12 protein-coding genes are annotated in these 15,934 nt (G+C 69.5%); 5 read left to right on the top strand and 7 right to left on the bottom strand.

The window, feature by feature from the left end:
- Positions 1-1,017, top strand: a 1,017-nt coding sequence (locus tag ABB33_RS02380; RefSeq protein WP_056931011.1) for an MATE family efflux transporter, incomplete at its 5' end; no start/stop codon positions are given.
- Between the two features lie 42 nt (positions 1,018-1,059).
- Here ABB33_RS02380 and ABB33_RS02375 read toward each other — a convergent pair.
- From ABB33_RS02375 to ABB33_RS02365, 3 genes are all read right to left on the bottom strand, one after another.
- Entirely contained in the window at positions 1,060-2,415 is a 1,356-nt protein-coding gene (locus tag ABB33_RS02375; protein WP_056931010.1) for a Gfo/Idh/MocA family protein, read from the bottom strand.
- A 121-nt stretch (positions 2,416-2,536) separates the two neighbouring features.
- Positions 2,537-5,515, bottom strand: a complete 2,979-nt coding sequence (locus ABB33_RS02370; RefSeq protein WP_056931009.1) for a TonB-dependent receptor plug domain-containing protein — start codon at positions 5,513-5,515, stop codon at positions 2,537-2,539.
- A gap of 117 nt (positions 5,516-5,632) precedes the next feature.
- The gene (locus ABB33_RS02365) at positions 5,633-8,995 is read right to left on the bottom strand and encodes a TIM-barrel domain-containing protein (RefSeq protein WP_056931008.1); all 3,363 of its coding nucleotides are present in this window, start codon (positions 8,993-8,995) and stop codon (positions 5,633-5,635) included.
- A gap of 312 nt (positions 8,996-9,307) precedes the next feature.
- On the opposite strand from ABB33_RS02365, the gene ABB33_RS02360 reads away from it, so the two are divergent.
- The 4 genes from ABB33_RS02360 to ABB33_RS02345 are packed head-to-tail and all read left to right on the top strand — an operon-like array spanning position 9,308 to position 13,555.
- Positions 9,308-10,462, top strand: coding sequence for an SIS domain-containing protein (locus ABB33_RS02360; RefSeq protein ID WP_056931007.1), 1,155 nt, complete (start codon positions 9,308-9,310; stop codon positions 10,460-10,462).
- A complete protein-coding gene (locus tag ABB33_RS02355; RefSeq protein ID WP_056931006.1) occupies positions 10,455-11,393 on the top strand; it encodes an ROK family protein in 939 nt (312 codons plus the stop codon). The genes ABB33_RS02360 and ABB33_RS02355 overlap by 8 nt, the downstream gene beginning before the upstream one ends.
- Before the next feature lie 16 nt (positions 11,394-11,409).
- Positions 11,410-12,744, top strand: coding sequence for a D-tagatose-bisphosphate aldolase, class II, non-catalytic subunit (locus ABB33_RS02350; RefSeq protein WP_056931005.1), 1,335 nt, complete (start codon positions 11,410-11,412; stop codon positions 12,742-12,744).
- A gap of 34 nt (positions 12,745-12,778) precedes the next feature.
- Positions 12,779-13,555 (top strand): DeoR family transcriptional regulator, encoded by a 777-nt coding sequence (locus tag ABB33_RS02345; protein WP_054668624.1) that lies wholly within the window; start codon positions 12,779-12,781, stop codon positions 13,553-13,555.
- 225 nt (positions 13,556-13,780) lie between these two features.
- Here ABB33_RS02345 and rplS read toward each other — a convergent pair whose 3' ends face one another.
- The 4 genes from rplS to rpsP form a co-directional block, all read right to left on the bottom strand.
- Positions 13,781-14,188 carry a 50S ribosomal protein L19 gene (gene rplS, locus ABB33_RS02340; protein ID WP_054664251.1) on the bottom strand — a complete coding sequence of 136 codons (408 nt, stop codon included), beginning with the start codon at positions 14,186-14,188 and terminating at the stop codon, positions 13,781-13,783.
- Positions 14,189-14,320: 132 nt separating this feature from the next.
- On the bottom strand, positions 14,321-15,100 hold the full coding sequence (gene trmD / locus ABB33_RS02335; protein WP_054664248.1) for a tRNA (guanosine(37)-N1)-methyltransferase TrmD: 780 nt from the start codon (positions 15,098-15,100) through the stop codon (positions 14,321-14,323).
- A 5-nt stretch (positions 15,101-15,105) separates the two neighbouring features.
- A complete protein-coding gene (rimM, locus tag ABB33_RS02330; protein WP_056931004.1) occupies positions 15,106-15,621 on the bottom strand; it encodes a ribosome maturation factor RimM in 516 nt (171 codons plus the stop codon).
- Positions 15,622-15,659: 38 nt separating this feature from the next.
- Positions 15,660-15,920 (bottom strand): 30S ribosomal protein S16, encoded by a 261-nt coding sequence (rpsP, locus tag ABB33_RS02325; protein ID WP_054664242.1) that lies wholly within the window; start codon positions 15,918-15,920, stop codon positions 15,660-15,662.
- Positions 15,921-15,934 lie beyond the last annotated feature (14 nt).

Below are 15,934 nucleotides of genomic sequence, written 5' to 3'. Positions count from 1 at the left end.
GCGGCGCTGCGCGGCGCCGGCGATTCGCGCACGCCGTTCCGCTTCCTGCTGCTGTCGGTGGCGCTGGACATCGTGCTCAACCCGCTGCTGATCTTCGGCATCGGCCCGTTCCCGCAGCTGGGCATCGCCGGCGCGGCCTGGGCCACGCTGCTGGCGCAGTCGCTGTCGCTGCTCGGCCTGCTGGCCTACATGCGTCAGCGCGGCCACGTGCTGTGGCTGGGGCGCAAGGACATGGCGCTGTTCCGCATCGACCTGCCGATCCTGCGGGCGCTGGTGGTCAAGGGCGTGCCGATGGGCCTGCAGATGGTGCTGATCTCGCTGTCGATGATCATGCTGATGACCATGGTCAACGACTACGGCACCGATACCGCCGCCGCCTATGGCGCCTCGCTGCAACTGTGGACCTACGTGCAGATGCCGGCGATGGCGATCGGCGCGGCGTGCTCGTCGATGGCCGCGCAGAACGTGGGCGCGGGCCACTGGAGCCGGGTACGCGGCACCGCGCGCAAGGGCGTGCTGTTCAACTTCCTGCTCACCGGCGTGCTGATCCTGCCGCTGATCCTGCTGGACCGGCACTCGCTGGCGCTGTTCCTGCCCGACGGCAGCCAGGCGCTGGCGGTGGCGCGCCACCTGAACCACATCGCGGTGTGGTCGTTCCTGTTCTTCGGCGTGAGCTTCGTGATTTCCGGCGTGGTGCGTTCCACCGGCGCGGTGATCGCGCCGCTGCTGATCCTGGCCGCCTCGCTATGGGGCGTGCGCGTGCCGTTCGCCGAACTGCTGCAACCCCGGCTGGGTGCCGACGCGATCTGGTGGAGCTTCCCGGTCAGCTCGCTGGTGTCGATGCTGCTGTCGTTGGCCTATTACCGCTGGGGCGGCTGGCGCAGGGCCAGGATGATGTCGCCGCCGGCGCATGCCGGGGAGCTGGCGACGCCGGCCGAAGTGCCGGCCTGCCCGCCGTCACCGGTGGCGGACGCCGATGCCGGGGCCGATGTCGATGCGCAGCCCGGCAGGTCCTGACGGCCCGGCATGGGAGCGCACCGCAGTGCGCTCCCGCAGCGGTCAGTAGCGCCCGTCGAACGCGAAGATCGGCTTGCGCTGCTGCCACAGGCCGCCGGTGAAGTCCGGGAATTCCAGGGTCTGGAAACCGTTGCCGATGGATTGCTCGGACAGCGGCGTGATCGCGCTCCAGGTCACCGCGTCGAAGATGTCGATCGGCATCGGCGCCCGCGCCTTCAGCGCCTCGACGAAGGCGTGGATCACGAACCAGTCCATGCCGCCGTGGCCGGCACCGGCGGCGGTGTCGGCGTATTGCTTCCACAGCGGATGCTCGTACTGGTCCTGGTAGGCCTTGAAATCCTCCCACTCGTGCGGCGGACTGCGGCCCTCGATGTGGATGCCGTGGTTGAGGTCCATCCACAGGCCCTGGGTGCCCTGCACGCGGAAGCCCAGCGAGTACGGGCGCGGCAGCGAGGTGTCGTGCTGCAGCAGGATGGTCTCGCCGTTGGCGCAGGCCAGGGTGGTGGTGACGATGTCGCCCAGCTTGAACTGCACGCGGGTGCTGGGGTGCGTGGTGCCGCCACTCTTGGCCACGGTGTATTCGTGCAGGCCGCGCGCCTTGCTGGCAAAGGCGTTGATGTGGGTGAAGCGGTTGCCGCGGTTGATGCCGGTGTACATCGCGCAGGGGCCGATGCCGTGGCTCGGGTACAGCTCGCCGTTGCGGGTGACCGAGTGCTCGGTGCGCCAGCGCGCCTCGGACCAGCCCTTGGGCCCGAACTCGACGCCGCTGCCGTAGGGGTGGTCGGGATTGCCGTCGTTGAACTTCACCGCGCGCAGGTCGTGCTGGTACCCGCCCTGCAGGTGCACCAGTTCGCCGAACAGGCCCGCGCGCACCATCTGCAGCACCGCCATCACGTCGCGGCGGTAGCACACGTTCTCCAGCAGCATGTACGGCGTACCGGTCTGCAACTGGGTATTGAGCACGTCCCAATGGTCCTGCAGGGTGATGCCGGCCACCACCTCGCAGCCGACCGCGACCTTGGCCTGCATCGCCGCGATCGCCATCGGCGCGTGCAGTTCCCACGGCGTGGCGATGATCACCCCGTCCAGGCCACGCTGCTCCAGCAGGCGCTTCCAGGCATTGGCATCGCCATCGGCGCCGTAGGTCCTCGGTGCCGGCTTGCCGGCCTTGGCCGCCATGGCGGTGGCGCGGCCGAGCATGACCGGCTCGATGTCGCACAGCGCCACCATGTCCACGTCGTCGCGGCGCAGCAGCTCCTTGAGCAGCACCTGGCCGCGCATGCCGGTGCCGATCATGCCCAGCCGCACCTTGCGTCCGCGCGCCCAGGCCGGGGTCTCCGGCAACAGACTGGTGGCGGCCAGCGCGGCGCCGGCCAGGATGAATTCCCTGCGTTTCATTGCATGTCCTCTTTGGCTTGGAATCACGCCCGGTGCGGCCGCCATGGCATGCCCCGCGCGGGCGAAGCAGGCGTGCTCCCCTTCATGCCATGCACGCAGGGGAGCACGCAACGGTGCAGCATCAGAACCGGTAGGTGGCGGTCACGCTGTAGATGCGGCCGAAGTTGTTGGTGTAGCCGGCGAAGTTCATCCAGTCGTTCGGATCGTAGAACGGCAGGCGGTTGAACAGGTTCTTCACCGTCACGCCCACGCTCAGCTTCTCGACCGGCCGCCAGTTCACGCTCAGGTTGGCCGTCCACCAGGCCGGCGCGCCCGAGCACTGGCCCGGCGACACGTCGACATAGCTGCCGGTACAGGTTTCGGCGTTGTTGTCCTGCGCATCGATGCGGTCGTACGCCCACTTGGTGCCGCCGACATAGTTGATGTAGAAGCCGGTGTCCCAGTTGCCGTAGGTCCAGTTGGTGTTGAACGTGGCGCGCAGCCGCGGGTTGTTGTAGTAGCCGACGAAGTTGCCGTAGTACCAGCCGTCGGCGTCGTCGGAGTTGTACATGTTGCGGTTGGCGATGGTCGCGGCCACGCCGACGTTCAGCCGGCCCCACTCGCCCAGCTCGAAGCGGCCGCGGGCGTCCACGTCCAGGCCGTCGATCAGGGTGCGGCCACGGTTCTTGTACTGGCCGATGACGCTGGCCACGTTGCCGGTGCTGTAGCCCGGCAGGGTGGTCGGGCAGGTCACGCCGCTGGCCGGGTCGGCGCACATGCTGGCCAGCGCGGCCAGGTTGGCCAGGTCGGTCTCGGTGATCGGGAAGCGGGTCTGCGCGCTGATCTCCTCGGGCTTGCTGTAGTCCGGCGCGACGATCTCGTTGCGGCGGTACACGAACCAGTAATCGGCCGACAGCGACAGCCAGTCGGTCGGCTCGAGCACGAAGCCCAGCGTCGCGATCCTGGCCTTCTCCGGCTTCAGGTCGGGGTTGGGCTGGGTCATGCGCGCCACGTTGCGGCTGCAGTCGCTGTTCCACAGGCTGTTGCCCAGGTCCTTGTCGACGCCGCGCGCCGACTGCCGCAGCAGGCCGGCGATGGCGTTGGTCTCGGCGCAGCGGGTCTCGTCGCGGTAGCCGCCGATCTGCGCGTACACGCCACCGGTGCCGGACTCGGCCAGGCTGGGCGCGCGGAAGCCCTCCGAATAGGTACCGCGCAGCATCAGTTGCGGCAGCGCCTGGTACTTCAGGCCGATCTTCGGCGCCAGGTTGGCGCTGAAGCCCGGGTACTTGTCCAGGCGCAGCGCGGCGTCCAGTTCCAGCTTGTCGGTGATCGGCGCCACGGCCTCGGAGAACAGCGCGTAGGTGTTGCGCTTGCCGTCGAACCACGAGCCGCCCTGCTGGGTGATCAGGCCGTTGGCGGCGTCCTGGTTGCCGGGGGTATAGAAGGTCTCGCGGGTGGCGTTGAAGCCGAAGGCGGCGCGCACTTGGCCGGCCGGCAGGTCGAACAGCGGGCCTTCGATCTTGCCGTCCAGGGTATGCAGGCGGGTCCACGACTGGATGTCGAAGGTCGGGAACGCCTCGCGGATCAGCGCGGCGTTGGCTTCGCTGAGCTCACCGAACTTGTACGCCGGATGGTCGGAAATGATCACCCGGCCGGTGCCCGGGTCGATGGTGTACGGGCCGAAGGCCTTCTCGAAGCCGCGCAGGTTGACGTTGGTGGTCTGGTAGGTGACCGAATGCGAACCGGCGGTGGCGAAGGCGGTTTCCCAGTTCCAGTCGCCGATGCTGCCGCGCAGCCCGGCCACCGCGCGGTAGCTCTTGTCGGTGTTGCGCTGGCCGAAGTGGTTGCCGCCCACGTCCTGCAGCAGGTAGCCCAGGCCGACCACGCCGCCCATCAGCGCCTTCAGCTCTGGGCTGGCGTGGTTGTACTCGTTGTTCGGGCCGAGGAACGGATACAGGAACTGGTTGACCGTGTTGCCGGTGTTGCGCGAGAACCAGCTCTGCGGGTTGCCGGTGGTGGTGCCGTAGGCGCGCGGCGTGCCGCCGTTGGCGCGCAGGTCGATGTCGGTGTAGGTGACCTCGGCGAACGCCTCGGTGGCGTCGCTCACCTGGAAATGGCCGTTGACATAGGCGGTCACGCGGCGGGAATCGGCGCCGCCGTTGATCTGGCGGTTCATCCACGTCTGCCAGATGCAGCGCGTGCCGCTGCTCACCTGCAGCACGTTCTTGCAGCCCGGCGCGGCTTCGTCCACGCGCGCCTTGGTCACCGGATCGAAGGCGAAGTAATAGCCCGGGTTGAACACCCCCGGCGCGCTGCCCGTGTCCAGGCGCAGGTTCTTGATGTAATCGGGATTGTTGACGTAGAACTGGGCCGGGTTCTTGTCGTACCACTCGCTGTCGGGGATGCCGTTGCGTTCGTACAGATTGACGCTGGCGTAGACGTTGTAGCGGTCGCTGGACAGGTCGCCGAAGCCGCCGGTGATGCTGGCCTGCTTCTCGCCGTAGGAATCGAAGCGCGGCGCGGTGTCCCAGGTACCGCTGACCTCGAGCCCCTGGTAGCTGCGCTTGGTGATGACGTTGATGACGCCGGCCACCGCATCGGTGCCGTACACCGCGGAGGCGCCGTCGGTCAGCACTTCCATGCGTTCGATCGCGGCGGCGGGAATGGCGTCGATGTTGACGAACTGGGTCTGGAAGCCCGACGGCGCGCCGTAGTACGACAGCCGGCGGCCATTGAGCAGCACCAGCGTGCCCTGCGGGCCGAGGCCGCGCAGGTTGGCCTGGGAGGCGCCGTCGGAGCCGGTGAACAGCGATTTGGAATCGACCTGGGCCGGGCGCGCGGCCGGCAGGTTGTCCAGCACCTGCAGCAGGGTGCGGGCGCCCATGTTCTGGATGTCCTGCTTGCTGATCACCTGTACCGGCGAGGCGGTTTCCACGTCGGTGCGGCGGATGTTGGAACCGGTGACCTCGACGCGGGCCAGTTCGGTGGTCTTTTCCTTGTCCTTGTCCTTGCCGGCATCCTGCGCGAGGGCGGGTGCGGCGATGGCGATCAGGGCGCTGGCCACGGCCAGCGACAGCGGCGTGAACAGGCAACGGGTGGGATTGCGGCGGGCTGGCAACATCGGGGTTCTCTCCTGGCGGTGACGCACGGAACAGCGGATGGCGGGCATGGCGATCCCGTTCCACGGCCGCGACGGCCGTGGTCGGTGTGTTGGGGGAGCAGCGGTGTTACGCGGGGGTCATGGGGCGACGAGTTCGGCGGAGTCGCCCTCCTCGCCGATCAGCACGGCATTGGCCCAGTTGCCACAGACCTGGGTTGGTTGGCTGCCCTGCGCACCGAGCGTGCGCAGGCTCAGCGAGGACAGGCCGCGGATGTCCAGTTCCGGCTTGACCACGCCCGGGGCCTTCACCAGGCCGCTGTCGTACAGCAGGCGGCCATCGCCCCAGACCTGGAACTGCATGCCGCCGGCGGCGCGGCAGGCATCGTCGATGCCGAGGTCGGCACGCAGCAGCTGCCAGCGGCCCCTGAGCGCCAGGTCGACGCGGCTGTCCGCGCCCACGCCCAGGCCGCTGCGGAACAGCAGGCCGTTCATGCGCATGCCGGCATCGCCACGCAACGCCCGGTCGGCCTGTACCTGCCAGGCCAGCGCGGCCGGCAGCGGCAGCCGGGAGAGGTATTGCTGCCGTGCCGGCCGCTCCGGTAGCTGTTGTTCGAGGATGTGGAAGGTGGACAGCGCGATCGGCCCGACGTCGCGCGGCCGCAGCGCGTCGATGGCGCGCGCGGCAGTGGCCTGCGCGGCGCCGGCCATCGGGTCGCTGCCGGCGGCGCCGTCGCCGTCCGGGTTCTGCACGCCGAGCACGCGGAAGCGCAGCAGGCGGCCGGCATGGGCCGGAAAATCGATGCGCTGCAGGCCTTCGTTCAGCGGCAGGCGGCCGCGCGCGACCGGCTCGCCCCACTCGCCGTTGCTGTCGGCCAGGTAGATCTCGTAGTCGCGCACCTGGCCGTGCTTCCAGTGCTGGTCGTTGCGCGGTGCCAGTTCGACGCCATCGATCATGCGTCGCTCGCCGAAGCCGATCACCCATTCGTGGGCGCCGGTGCGGATGGCCTGGTTGCGCACGGTGCGGAACCAGGTGGCCGGATCGTCGTCGAAGGCGTTCTCCAGCGGGTAGCCCGTTTCCTCGGCCGGGCGGTTGACCACCAGCAGGCTGTCCGGTGGCAGCACGCGGCCCTGATCCGGAGCCGCCGGGAAGGCGTCGTCGGCCGTGGCCGCGGCCAGCGGGAAATCCAGCCGCAGCTGCAGCGGCTGGCGGATGTCCACGCTGGCGGTACGCACGTGCAGGGTGCCGCGGCGTTCGCCGGCATCGAAGTACCAGCCCTCTTCGGCCGCGTCGAAGGCGGCCGCGCCGGCCAGCATCGGCAGCGCGCGGTCATCCAGCCGCACCGCGGCCGGGGCCTGCCGGTTGAGCACGCGCAGGCCGTAGCGGCGCTGCGCCAGCTGTCCGCGGTACTGCCCCTGCACCGCGTCGATGCGCACCAGCACCGGGCCGCTGCCCTGCGCCGGCGCCTGCACCTGGATGCGCTGGGTGCTGGATTCGCCCTGCTGGTAGCGGCGTGTATTGCCATCGTCCTCGTACAGCGTGTAGCTGGAGTCGCCCTGCGGGTACAGGTCGAAGGTGACTTCATCCAGCGGCTTCTCGCCGTCGAACAGCATGGACGGATACATCGGCACGATCGCGCCGGCACGCACGAACACCGGCAGCGTCGCCAGGTCCACCTGGCGGTCGAGGCGGCGGCCTTCGGCACCGGCCTGCACGCGGCGGCCGTCCCAGTAGTCGAACCAGCCGCCGGCCGGCAGGTGGATGTCGCGGCGCCAGCCGCGGCTGGCGGCCTGGCTGCGGTACACCGGCGCCACCAGCAGTTCGCGGCCGAGCAGGAACTGGTACTTGTAGGTCTCGTCGCGCGCATGCGGGTCGCGCGGGTTGTCCCACATCAGCCCGCGCACCGGCGGCGCGCCGGTCTGCGCGGCCTCGTGCACCAGCCCGTACATGTAAGGGGTCAGGCGCATCTTCAATTTCAGGTAATCGCGGTTGATGCCGCGATAGGGTTCGTCGAACCACCACGGGTGCTTGCGCGCCCCCGACGACCAGCCGCTCATGCCCATCAGCACCGGGGTGAACGCCTTCCACTGCAGGTCGCGGGTGAAGGTCTCGGCACTGCCGCCGAAGATCGCATCGACGTCGCCGCTGGCGTAGGCCATGCCGGACAGGCCCGAGCCGACCAGGGTCGGCACGTGCCAGCGGATGTAGTCCCAGCTGCTGCTCTGGTCGCCGGTCCAGGCCACCGCGTAGCGCTGGATGCCGGCCCAGCCCATCACCGTCCACAGGAACGGGCGCGAATCGGAATTGTCGACGATGCCGTCGAACGCCTGGCGGTTGGCGTCCATCGCGAACTGGTAGCCGGGGCCGGTCCAGGCCACGTCCAGCTTCTGCACGCGGCTGCCGGCCTTGCCGACTTCCCAGGCGATCTTGTCCACGCCGTTCTCGGTCCACAGGCCGGTCCTGAAGCCGTACTTGGCCAGCCGCTGCACGGTTTCGGGCAACTGCCGGTAGCCGCAGCCATAGCCGTCGTTGGGCAGGATCCAGCCGCCGGGCATGTCGTGGGCGCGGTACTGCGCGGCGACGCTCTCCACCACGTCCGGCGTGGTGCCGGTGGAGCCGTCGCTCCAGCCTTCGGGCACACTGCCGGGCTTCTTGACGTTGTCGCCGTCGTTGTAGCAATCGGCATCGCCATAGGACAGCGCCCAGCGCGCGACCAGGTTCGGGCGCCCGGTCAGGCGGGTGTAGCGCTCGATCAGCCGCGGCAGGTCCGCGCCGACGAAGTAGTAGGCATCGAAGCGGTCTTCGCGGTGCAGCAGCGTGGCCTGGTCGGGCTGGCGCAGGTCATAGCTGCCATCGCTCCAGGTGTTGCGCAGCATGCCCCAGCCGCGCGAGCTGAGCAGCATCGGCGCCGGGCTCGGGCGGTCGCCCTCCTCCCAGCCGCCGGAATAGGAAATCTCCAGCTCGCGGCCCTTGAACTGGAAGCGGCCATTCTGCTGGCCGCCGCCGAAGAATGCCTCGTCGGCCTGCGAAGACAACACCTGTACGCTCTGTGCGGTGTCCAGGTCCAGCGGCTGCAGTTCCTGCCACAGCGCCACCGGCTGGTCGCCGTCCAGCCGCTCCAGGCGCAGGCGCAGGGGCTGGCGCTGCACGTGCAGCACCAGGGCATCGGTACGCACGCGGATCTCCTGCGCATCCTGTTCCAGGTGCGCCTGCACGCTGGCCCGGGGCTGCGGCAGCACGATCGGCGCGGCCTTGTCGCCGGCCCCGCTCAGCCTGCCCTTGCGCCCGGCCTGTACGCGGACGATGTCGGCGGCCGGCAGCTCGATGCGGATGCGCGCGCCGGTGTCGGTGAGCAGATCCCAGCCGCGCACGCCGTCACGGCCATCGCCGGCACTGACCGAGCGCAGGTTGCCCACCGGCTCGGCATGCACCGGCAGCACCGGCAGCAGCAGCACGGAAAGCAGCGCCACCGGCAGTGGCAGACGTCGTACGCGGTTGTGCACCGTGCTCCCCAGGCCCAGGTGGGCATCCGAATGGCGTTGCGCCGACTCTAGGGCAGCAATTCGAAAGATGTCAACAAAATGAAAGCAAAAGATAAGGATTTTTTAATAAAACGAAAGTTTGTGCAAAGCACCACTTTCCTTATCACCTGTTTCACCCGAGATACATCAACGAAAGGCCGTGCGTGGAAAACTTTCGTTCGCCGGTTCAGGTCCGGCATTCCAGCTCGCCGAAAGATTTCTTTCTTTTTTCTTTCGATGTTTGACATTTCGAAAGAAAAAGCAGATCGTGCGCTGGCCCAACAGGAACCAAGAATGGACGCCACCCTGCTTACCGACCCGTCTGCCTGGCAGCGCCTGGGCGGAGCCGATACCGCCGCCGAAATCGCCCAGCAACCGGCCTTGTGGGACGCCCTGGCCATCACCCTGGAACGCGACCAGCCGCGCCTGCAGGCATTCCTTGGCCAGCGCCTGTCCGATCCGGCGCAACGCGTGCTGTTCACCGGTGCCGGCAGCTCCGGCTTCATCGCCGAGATGGTCGCCGACCACCTCAATGCGCAGTGGCCGGCGGACGTGCGCGCGGTGCATACCACCAGCCTGCTGACCCACCCGGCGCTGTACCTGCAGCGCGAGCGCCCGACCCTGCTGGTGTCCTTCGGCCGCAGCGGCTCCAGCCCGGAAAGCGTGGCCGCGGTCGAGCGCGTGCGCGCCGACGTGGACGACACCCGCTTCCTCGACATCACCTGCAACGCCGATGGCGAACTGGCGCGCCGTGGCGCCGGCCGCGCCGATACCTGCACGCTGCTGATGCCGACAGCCAGCTGCGACCGCGCCTTCGCCATGACCAGCAGCCTGAGCTGCATGCTGCTGGCGGCGCTGGCGGTGTTCGAACGCGCGCCGTGGAGCGAGCGCGGCCAGCGCATCCACGACCTCGCCGCGTTGGCACGACAAGGGCTGCAACGCTGGGACGCGCCGGTGGCCGCGCTCGCGGCGCAGCCGTTCGAGCGGGTCATCTACCTGGCCAGCGGCCCGCTGGAAGCGCTGGCCCGCGAAGCCGCGCTCAAGGTGCTGGAACTGACCGCCGGCCGCGTGCTGGCGATGGCCAACACCCCGCTGGGCTTCCGCCATGGCCCCAAATCCACCCTCGACCCGCGCACCCTGGTGGTGATGCTGCGCAGCGTGCAACCGCTGGCGCGCCGCTACGAGCAGGACCTGCTGGAAGAACTGCGGGGCGACGGCGTGGCCGGCAAAGTGCTGTCGGTCGGCCCGCATTCGGATATCGGCGCCGGTGATGATTTCACCCTGCAGGTGCCACCGCTGGCCGATGCCTGGCTGGCGCCGGCGTGGCTGCCGTTCGCGCAGCTCTATGCGCTGCGGCGCTCGGCCGCGCTGGGGTTGACGCCGGACAATCCGTTCCCCGACGGTACCGTCAACCGCGTGGTCAAGGGCGTCACCATCCACCATGGCTGAGTCCACCGCCGACAGCTGCTACGGCATCGACATCGGTGGCACCAAGACCGAGCTGGTGGCCTGCGATGCGACGTTGCAGGTGGTCTGGCGCAAGCGCATCGCCACCCCGCAGGGCGACTACCCGGGCTTTCTGCAGGCGGTCGAACGCCTGGTCGCCGATGCCGATGCGGCACTGGGCGCGGGCGCGCATGCCACCGGCATCGCCCTGCCCGGCGTGCGCGACCGGCGCAGCGGCCGCCAGCTCAGCGCCAACGTGCCGGCGCTCACCGGCCAGTGCGTGGCCCGGGACCTGCAGGCACGCCTGCAGCGGCCCCTGCGCTTCGGCAACGACCTGCAGTGCTTCGCCCTGTCCGAGGCACATGGCGGTGCCGCCGACGGCTACCCCAGCATGTTCGGCGCGATCCTCGGCACCGGTGCCGGCGGCGGCTACTGCGTACAGGGCCGGCTGATCGGCGGCTTCAACGGCCTGGCCGGCGAATGGGGCCACTGGAGCGTGCCGGCCGACCTGCTGCAGCGCCACGGGCTGCCGCTGCTCGAGTGCGGCTGCGGGCTGCGCGGCTGCGTGGAGCGTTATGTCTCCGGCAGCGGCGTGGCGATGATCGAACGCCATCTGGGCGGCAGCGCCGGCAACGCCAGCGACGTCATCGCCCTGGCCGAGGCCGGCGATGCCCGCGCGCGGCAGGCGCTGGACATCCACCGCGACCTGCTCGGCCACAGCCTGGCCGCGCTGGTGCTGGCGCTGGACCCGCACGTGATCGTGCTCGGCGGCGGCCTGTCGCAGTACGCGCCGCTGTACCGGCAGCTGCCGTCGGCGATCGCCGCGCACCTGTTCGCCGGCGTGCAGGTGCCGCCGATCGTGCCGCCCCGCTTCGGCGATGCCGGCGGCGCGCGCGGTGCCGCCCTGCTCGCCTGCCAGCCCACTTTTTCCTGATCCCGTGAGTACGCCCATGTCCCCGCTGCAGTCCCTGCTCGCCGACCACCGCGCCGGCCACAACGTCGGCCTGTACAGCGTCTGCTGCAGCCATGAACAGGTGCTGCGCGCGGCGCTGCAGGTGGCGGCCCGTCGCGGCACGGTGCTGCTGATCGAAGCCACCTCCAACCAGGTCGACCAGTTCGGCGGCTACACCGGCATGACCCCGCCGCAGTACCGCGACTACGTGCAGGCGCTGGCCGACGCAGAAGGCTTCCCGCGCGGGCGGCTGATCCTTGGCGGCGACCATCTCGGCCCCAATGCGTGGCAGAAGCAGCCCGCGGCCGAAGCGATGGCGCACGCACGGGTGCTGATCGAGGCCTATGTCGCGGCCGGTTTCCACAAGATCCACCTGGACTGCAGCATGTCCTGCGCCGACGACCCGGTGCCGCTGCCCGACGCCATCGTCGCCGCGCGCTCGGCCGAACTGGCGGCCATCGCCGAACGCACCGCCGCCAGCCACGGCCTGCCGCCGCCGGTCTACGTGATCGGTACCGAAGTACCGGTTCCAGGCGGCGAGGCATCGCTGGCAGCCGGGCTGGCGGTGACCACGCCGGCCGCGGCGGCACAGACCCTGGAGATCCACCGCCAGGCCTTCGACACCCCGGCGCTGCGCGACGCCTGGCAGCGGGTGATCGCGATGGTGGTGCAGCCGGGCGTGGATTTCGACCACAGCAGCGTGCACGACTACGATGCCGCGGCCGCCGCCGAGCTGGCCGATTTCCTGGAGCGGCAGCCGCGCATCGTGTTCGAGGCGCATTCCACCGACTACCAGCGCGAGAGCGGCCTGCATGCGCTGGTGCGCGACCATTTCGCCATCCTCAAGGTCGGCCCCGCCGCGACTTTCGCCTACCGCGAGGCGTTGTTCGCGCTGGCCGCGATCGAAGCCGAGCTGCTGCCGGCCGCGCAATGCTCGCGCCTGCCGCAGGTGCTGGACGAGGTGATGACCGCACAACCTAGGCACTGGCAGGCGCACTACCACGGCGACGCGGACACGCTGCGGCGGCTGCGCGCGTTCGCCTTCAGCGACCGCTGCCGCTACTACTGGGGCGAACCGGCGCTGCTGGATGCGGTGCGCACGCTGTTCGCCAACCTGGAACGGCACGCGCCGCCGCTGGCGCTGCTCAGCCAGTATCTGCCCGAACAGTTCCGCGCGGTACGCGAAGGCGTGCTGACCAATACCCCTGGCGCCCTGGTGCGGCACCGCATCGGCCTGTGCCTGGACGAATACGCGCGCGCCTGCGCGGCCAATACCGTCGGCCCGCGCAGGCACAACGCAAGTTCCGCCCCGCCAAACCTTGCGAACGGCTAAGCTCGACCTTTCCCGGAGAAAGTACGAAATGGCCATCCGTAACACCCGTTCCCGCCGCCAGCAGATCCTGCAGCAGCTGCTCGAGCAGGGCTCGGTGCAGGTCGCCGATCTGGTCGGCCGCTACGGCGTGTCGGCGGTGACCATCCGCACCGACCTGGGCCATTTCGAGGAACAGGGCCTGGCCACGCGCACCCACGGCGGCGCCACCCTGGTGCGCACGCCGCCGCAGGAGCAGGACATCCACGAAAAGGATGCGCTGAACCTGCCGCTCAAGGAGTCCATCGGCGCGCGTGCGGCGCAGCTGGTGCAGCCCGGCGACAACATCATCATCGACTCCGGCTCGACCACCATGACCCTGGCCCGCCACCTGCGCGGGCACCGCGACGTGACGGTGATGACCAACGGCCTGAACATCGCCTGGGAGCTGGCCAACGCCGCCGGCGTCAACGTCCTGCTCACCGGCGGCCAGCTGCGCAAGCAGTCGCTGTCGCTGCAGGGCAGCCAGGCCGAGGCCAGCCTCAATCCCTACAGCTTCGACACCCTGTTCCTGGGGGTCGACGGCCTGGACCTGCAGTTCGGCCTGACCACCCACGACGAGGCCGAGGCGCGCCTGAACCACCGCATGGTCGAACGCGCGCGGCGCATCGTGGTGCTGACCGACGCCTCCAAGTTCGGCCGCGTCAGCCTGCACCGCATCGCCTACCTGGACCAGATCCACGCGGTGATCACCGACGCCGGCATCGACGAGGCCACGCGCGAAGGCCTGCAGCGCCGCGGCATCGACGTGGTCGTCGCCGAACCGGCAGCGTAACCGGGCCCCGCGCCACCCGGGCATCGCCCGGCGGACTTCCCCGCCTCCTCCTCCAGCACCTGGCCCGGTGCCGGCTCCCATCCGTGCCGGCCGGATACCGTCCGGCTGCAGGCAGCGGCGACCGCGGGCCAGCCCGCTCACGGCGGCACTTCACGGGCACGCAAACGCAAACGGCCGCCCGAAGGCGGCCGTTGCGCGGCGACGGGCGCGAAGCCCGCGGCGGGATTACTCGGCGGACTTGGCGGCCTGGCGGGCAGCCTTGGCCTGCGCAGCGGCGGCCAGGTCTTCCTTGATGCGGGCAGCCTTGCCTTCCAGGCCACGCAGGTAGTACAGCTTGCCGGCGCGGACCTTGCCGCGGCGCTTGACTTCGACCGAGTCGATCAGCGCGCTGTGGGTCTGGAACACGCGCTCGACGCCGTAGCCGTGCGAGATCTTGCGCACGGTGAACGAGGAGTTCAGGCCGGCGTTCTTGGTGCCGATCACGACGCCTTCGTAGGCCTGCACGCGCTCACGGTTGCCTTCCTTGACCTTGACGTTGACGACAACGGTGTCGCCCTGGCTGAACTTCGGCAGTTCGCGGGTGATCTGGGCGGATTCGAAGTCCGCGACGATGGATTTGTTCAGCTTGCTCATGATTGCACCGATGTATTCGGGTGGACGTGTCGGGTCGACAACTTGGGCTGATGCAGTCGCCGGATTGCGCTGCACGATTGTTGTTCTGGCGGTCCGCATGGCACTGGGACCATGGGAATCCGCAATTCTAGCCTATGCGCCGTCCCCGGCGCCAGTAGGGGCATCCCCTCCGGCGACCAGGGCCTGCCGGGCCTCGTCCAGCAGCCTGCGGTCGGCCTTGCCCAGGCGGGCTTCGTCCAGCAGGTCGGGACGGCGCAGCGCCGTGCGCAGCAGCGACTGCTGCCGGCGCCAGCGGGCGATCGCGGCATGGTTGCCCGAGCGCAGCACCTCCGGCACGTCGCCCAGCGCATGGCTGGCCGGCTGGCTGTAGTGCGGGCAATCGAGCAGGCCGTCGCCCTCGAAACTGTCCTGCACCGCCGATTCGGCGTCATTCAGCGCGCCGTCCTGCAACCGGGTCACCGCATCGACGATCACCGCCGCGCCCAGTTCGCCGCCGGACAGCACGTAGTCGCCGAGGGAGATCTCCTGGTCCACCTCGGCGGCCAGGAAACGCTCGTCCACGCCTTCGTAGCGGCCGCACAGCAGGATCATCCGCGGCAGCGCCGCCAGTTCGCGCACCTTGGCCTGGGTCAGCGGCTGCCCCTGCGGGCTCAGGTAGATCACCGGCGCCGGGGTCGGGTCGGCAGCGCGCGCGGCGGCCAGCGCCGCGCGCAGCGGCTCGATCAGCATCACCATGCCCGGGCCGCCGCCGAACGGGCGGTCGTCCACGCGGCGGTAGTTGCCCTCGGCATGGTCGCGCGGATTCCAGCCATGCAGGTCGAGCAGGCCGCGCTCCTGCGCACGGCCGACCACGCCCAGCGCGGCGGACTGCGCGATGAACTCGGGAAACAGGGTGATGACGTCGATGCGCACCGGGGTCAGAACTCCGGATCCCAGTCGACCACGATCAGGTTGGCGTCGAAGTCGACCGATTTGACGAAATCGTCCATCACGAACGGCACCATGCGCTCGCGGTCGCCGCGCACCACCAGCACGTCGTTGGCGCCGGTGTTGAACAGGTGCGAGGCGCGGCCCAGCTTGACGCCGTCCACGGTCTGCACGTCCAGGCCCTCCAGGTCGACCCAGTAGTACTCGTCCGGCCTGGGCGGCGGCAGCGCGCTGCGCGGGATATGGATCTCGGTACCGCGCATGGCCTCGACCATGTTGCGGTCGTCCACCCCGGGGAAGGTCGCCACCAGCGTCTTGCCGGCCTCGCGGCCGCGCACGCCGGTGATCTGCGACTCCTGCCCCGAGGGGCTGCGCAGGATCCAGGGCTGATAGTTGAAAATGGCCAGCCGCGGCTCGGTCCAGGACTCGAGCTTGAGCTCGCCGCGCACACCAAAAGCGCCGGTCACCCTGCCCAGCAGGATCCGGCGCTCGGAATCTTTCTTCATAAAGCAGTCGGGCCGCGCTCGCGCGCGGCCCGCCAGGATCAGGCCGCTGCGGCCTGGGCCTTGGTCGCTTCCTTGTACAGGTTGCGAACCTTGTCGGTCAGCTGGGCGCCGTTGGCGACCCACTTGTCGACCGCGGCGATGTCCAGCACCACGCGCTGCTCGGCGCCCTGGGCGACCGGGTTGTAGTAGCCGACGCGCTCGATGTTGCGGCCGTCGCGGGCGCTGCGCACGTCGGTGACGATGATGTGGTAGAACGGACGCTTCTTGGCGCCGCCGCGGGTCAGTCGAATCTTGACCATGGTGGTTTTTCCTT

It is taken from the genome of Stenotrophomonas acidaminiphila (assembly GCF_001431595.1).
Lineage (GTDB): Bacteria > Pseudomonadota > Gammaproteobacteria > Xanthomonadales > Xanthomonadaceae > Stenotrophomonas > Stenotrophomonas acidaminiphila.
The sequence above is the reverse complement of the archived record's forward strand: the minus strand, read 5'-3'. Positions and strand labels throughout refer to the sequence as shown.

Coding starts and splice junctions, on each gene's coding strand:
- ABB33_RS02375 (WP_056931010.1), bottom strand. CDS start 2,415: ATGAAACGCAGGGAATTCATCCTGGCCGGCGCCGCGCTGGCCGCCACC.
- ABB33_RS02370 (WP_056931009.1), bottom strand. CDS start 5,515: ATGTTGCCAGCCCGCCGCAATCCCACCCGTTGCCTGTTCACGCCGCTG.
- ABB33_RS02360 (WP_056931007.1), top strand. CDS start 9,308: ATGGACGCCACCCTGCTTACCGACCCGTCTGCCTGGCAGCGCCTGGGC.
- ABB33_RS02355 (WP_056931006.1), top strand. CDS start 10,455: ATGGCTGAGTCCACCGCCGACAGCTGCTACGGCATCGACATCGGTGGC.
- ABB33_RS02350 (WP_056931005.1), top strand. CDS start 11,410: ATGTCCCCGCTGCAGTCCCTGCTCGCCGACCACCGCGCCGGCCACAAC.
- rplS (WP_054664251.1), bottom strand. CDS start 14,188: ATGAGCAAGCTGAACAAATCCATCGTCGCGGACTTCGAATCCGCCCAG.
- rimM (WP_056931004.1), bottom strand. CDS start 15,621: ATGAAGAAAGATTCCGAGCGCCGGATCCTGCTGGGCAGGGTGACCGGC.
- rpsP (WP_054664242.1), bottom strand. CDS start 15,920: ATGGTCAAGATTCGACTGACCCGCGGCGGCGCCAAGAAGCGTCCGTTC.